The following is a 3,660-nucleotide window of genomic DNA, read 5'->3' as shown; positions in this document are numbered from 1 at the left end:
TCTTAAAACAATTCTTAAAACAATTATACCAGTTTCCCCTGATTTCGTCAATATCCGCAGTCATAACTCTTTTTATCTTTTGGTATGGCTTTTTAATGAAATTCATGGTATAATAGTGTTATATTGAAATAAGGAGTCTGCAATTATGGCTAATAATGATATAAAAAGAATGGAAGAGCTGAATGAGCTCCTCGCTAAGGCATCGGACGCATACTACAATACAGGCGTTGAGATAATGTCCGACAAGCAGTATGACGAGCTTTACGACGAGCTTGAAACCCTTGAAAAAAAGACCGGTGTCATACTCAGCGGTAGCCGTACACAGCAGGTCGGCTACGAGGTCTCCTCTGGACTTAAAAAGATAAAACATCCCTCAAAAATGCTTTCGCTGGACAAGACAAAGAGTGTTGAGGAGCTGAAAAGCTGGCTGGGCGATCATAAGGGCTTCCTTAGTTGGAAGCTTGACGGACTGACCCTTGTTTTAACATATAATAACGGTGAGTTAGAACAGGCAGTTACTCGAGGAAATGGCGAGATAGGTGAGGAAATAACTGCTAATGCAAGGCATATCAAAGGCATTCCTGCACGTATCCCTTTCAAGGGACATCTGGTAGTTCGTGGTGAGTCACTGATGAAGTACAAGGATTTTGAGCGCGTAAATGCTGAGATTGACGATGGTACGAAGTATAAGAATCCACGTAATCTCTGTGTCGGAACAGTACGAAATCTGGATTCACGTGTTACTGCACAGCGAAACATTAATTTTTTCGCATTCAATCTTGTTTCAGCTGATGGATATGAAGAAAACTCTTTTATCAAGCGTCTTGACTGGCTGGAAGCGCAGGGCTTTCAGCGAGTTTATGGTCTGACTGTAACCAAAGATACTATTGAGGGGGATGTTTCTGACTTTGAAAGGGCAGTTTCTGAAAATGAATTTCCCTCAGATGGACTAGTACTCATGTATGACGATGTTGCTTATGGTCTGAGTCTTGGAGAGACCTCCCACGCCCCGAGAAATGGCATTGCTTTCAAGTGGCGTGACGAGACCGCAGACACTGTTCTTCGAGAGGTAGAGTGGTCGGCAAGCCGCACGGGACTTCTCAATCCTGTTGCCATATTCGACCCTGTGGAGCTTGAAGGAACTACGGTATCACGAGCTTCCGTACACAACCTGAGTATAGTTAAGCAGCTACGTCTTGGCATAGGCGATACCCTGACAATATTCAAGGCTAATATGATAATCCCACAGGTGCTCGAAAACAAGACCGCCTCCGGCAGTCTTGATATACCCAAGGTCTGTCCTGTGTGCGGCGGAGCAACTGAGATACGCTCCTCCGACGAAGAGGTGGAGACCCTGGTTTGTCCAAATAAAGACTGCGCAGCTAAGCATATCGGCAAATTCGAGCATTTCGTACAGCGTGACGCAATGAATATCGTTGGTATGTCCACTGCCACCATAGAAACTCTTGTTTCCGAGGGCTTTGTCCGGGAGTTCAGGGATTTCTACCACCTTGATGACTATAAGTTCAAGATCGTGGTACTTGAAGGCTTCGGCGAAAAGTCATATCAGAAGCTTGCTGACGCAGTCGAAGCTTCCCGTAAGACTGAGCTGAGCCGCGTGCTGTATGCTATGGGCATACCAAATATTGGCAGGCAGGCTTCACGGCTTATCTGTTCCCAATATATCACAGCGGAGGAGCTGGAGCGTCTTACAGTCGCGGAGCTTACGGCTATAGACGGTATAGGAGATGTGCTTGCAAAAGACTTTGTTAAATTCTTTGCGGATGAAAAGAAGCTCGGTGAGTTTCGCAGGCTTGTGGCTGAGCTGGATATAGAGGAAGCTGCCGCTGTGAACAGCGATTCAGCCATTGCAGGCAAGACTTTTGTTATCACTGGTTCTGTCCATATCTGGAAGAACCGCAATGAGCTTAAAGCCTTCATCGAACAGAACGGAGGAAAGGCAGCAGGCTCTGTGTCTTCAAAGACGGACTACCTTATAAATAACGACAATACTTCAAATTCCACAAAAAACAAGACCGCCAAGGAACTCGGTGTGCCGATAATCACAGAGGAAGAATTCCAGGCGCTTGCAAAAAGCTGATAAACAATGTATAGAGCCGTCATTTTGTGACGGCTCTGTTTAATGTGGCTTCCAGAAAAAGTGACAAATGTCACTGGATTTGTTATATATGTAATCTTGAAAATGAGTGGTAAGTAATATATAATACATAAGCCGGCATATAAGAAGTTCGCAGATACAAAGACTTACTGTGGTGTATGGAGCTTCCTGAGCAGAAAAAATTAACCTGTACTAACAAAATAGCAAAAAATGTATTGACATTTTTGTAAGGTTAGTATATAATGTTATTTGATTAAACTGGGGGAATAGTTTGATCAAATTATGATATAGGAGGAAAAAGAATGTTAAAAAAGCATTTGCTTATTTCTTTGTTTACTCTGCCAGGAAGTTTATCCGTAAGGGAGAGCAGTAGGCGGGGCAAAACAGGAGACAGGCACTGAAAAAACATTTTATGGGGAGATATTCAGAAAATGATACTTAACAGGTATGACGTTCGGAATATGCTCTGAGATGTCATACCCGTATTTTTATTTGAGCTGTTAATAAAAGCTTTATACATCTGAATCTCCGGCTGCAAGGCAACGTATCTCCGGGAGATTCCCGGAAATACCGTTCAGTTCTTGCGGTAAAACACAATACTGTCAGTTGATAGGCTGATACACACTTAACTATGGAGGTATAAGAAAATGAATGAACAGTATGAAAACATTGTATCAACAGGAACAGTTTATCTGGAAAATAACGATTTCGGTTCGTTATACGATACGTTTTATAAGATAGCTGACGGACTTTTAGCAAGTCTCAGTGGAGCCAGCAACAGCGAAAGCGGCTTTTATCCGGTAAGCACATCGAGCAGCGGTCAGGACTATGACACGATAACTGATTTCTTTTACAGCATAGAGCGTTTTGCAAGCGAGTTCGCAAGCAAGATATTCAGCATGTTTCAAGGCAACAACGCAGGCGGCACTGTTTCCGGAGAGGAGATTGGCGAAGTAACTGACGTAACAGGTGATGACGAGCTCAATATAGCTGATAACGGTAGTGAAAACATCGGTGATGCAACTGATGACGAGCTTACGATTGCTGACGGTGGAAACGACATTGTCTCTGACGGCTCCGGCGACGAAGCTGTTTTCAGCAAGTTTGACGATAATATCTACAAATTCAGTTTAGGCGATGGTGATTATATCATCGACGAAGATATGAGCAACTCACCGGCTGACGCTATTGTATTCGGCGAGGGCATAGCTCCGAGCGACATCAGGATATCCAAGGATAAAGGGGATATGATACTAAATGTAGGTCCTGCTGGTGACAGCATAAGGATAGTAAACCAGTATGACAGAAAAGATTCAATAGTAGAGTACTTCAGGTTTGCAGACGGAACAGTTCTTACAGCGGAGAAGCTTTTCTATACTCCTCTTGATATTAAGGGCGACGGCGATGTATATGATTTCCCGACAGAATTCGGCATAAAGGATAATAACCTTATCGGTGGAGACAACGACGATAGCCTCCATGCCGGTGAAGGAAACGATACTCTCACAGGCGGCGCAGGAAATGATCTTCTGTCAGGCGGT

At 43.8% G+C, this 3,660-nt stretch carries 2 protein-coding genes; both read left to right on the top strand.

Annotation, left to right across the window (positions count from 1 at the left end; genetic code table 11):
• Positions 1-145: 145 nt before the first annotated feature.
• Positions 146-2,101, top strand: a complete 1,956-nt coding sequence (ligA, locus tag J6U00_RS03800; RefSeq protein WP_296579087.1) for an NAD-dependent DNA ligase LigA — start codon at positions 146-148, stop codon at positions 2,099-2,101.
• 665 nt (positions 2,102-2,766) lie between these two features.
• A partial coding sequence (locus tag J6U00_RS03795; RefSeq protein WP_296579082.1) for a calcium-binding protein occupies positions 2,767-3,660 on the top strand: 894 nt, incomplete at its 3' end.

Source organism: Ruminococcus sp., assembly GCF_017650195.1.
GTDB lineage: Bacteria > Bacillota > Clostridia > Oscillospirales > Ruminococcaceae > Ruminococcus.
This window is presented reverse-complemented; position numbering and strand designations above follow the sequence as displayed.

What these genes read in the sequence shown, in the direction of transcription:
- ligA (WP_296579087.1), top strand. Translation starts at nt 146, where the DNA reads ATGGCTAATAATGATATAAAAAGAATGGAAGAGCTGAATGAGCTCCTC.